The following is a 215-nucleotide window of genomic DNA, read 5'->3' as shown; positions in this document are numbered from 1 at the left end:
GCTGGGAGAGGTCTGGACCGATGGACTGCCAGCTTACCGAGGCATGGAGCACGATCACCAATACGTTGTCCACGACGAGAGGTACGTCTCCGACAAAGGCGTCCACACGAACCAGGTAGAGTGTCTCTGGTCACTGCTCCAACCGTGGTTGGCGAAGTTCCGCGGCCTGTCCAAGCAGGGCTTGGAGCAGGCCGCTCGGACCTACGGCTTCCTCC

The 215-nt window shown here is 61.4% G+C and carries 1 protein-coding gene; it reads left to right on the top strand.

Annotated elements, in window-relative coordinates; genetic code table 11:
- Positions 1–215, top strand: a 215-nt coding sequence (locus EXE41_RS18935; RefSeq protein WP_137691819.1) for a transposase, incomplete at both ends; no start/stop codon positions are given.

It is taken from the genome of Halorubrum sp. SD690R, assembly GCF_005435035.1.
Taxonomy (GTDB): Archaea; Halobacteriota; Halobacteria; order Halobacteriales; family Haloferacaceae; genus Halorubrum; species Halorubrum ezzemoulense.
The sequence above is the reverse complement of the archived record's forward strand: the minus strand, read 5'-3'. Positions and strand labels throughout refer to the sequence as shown.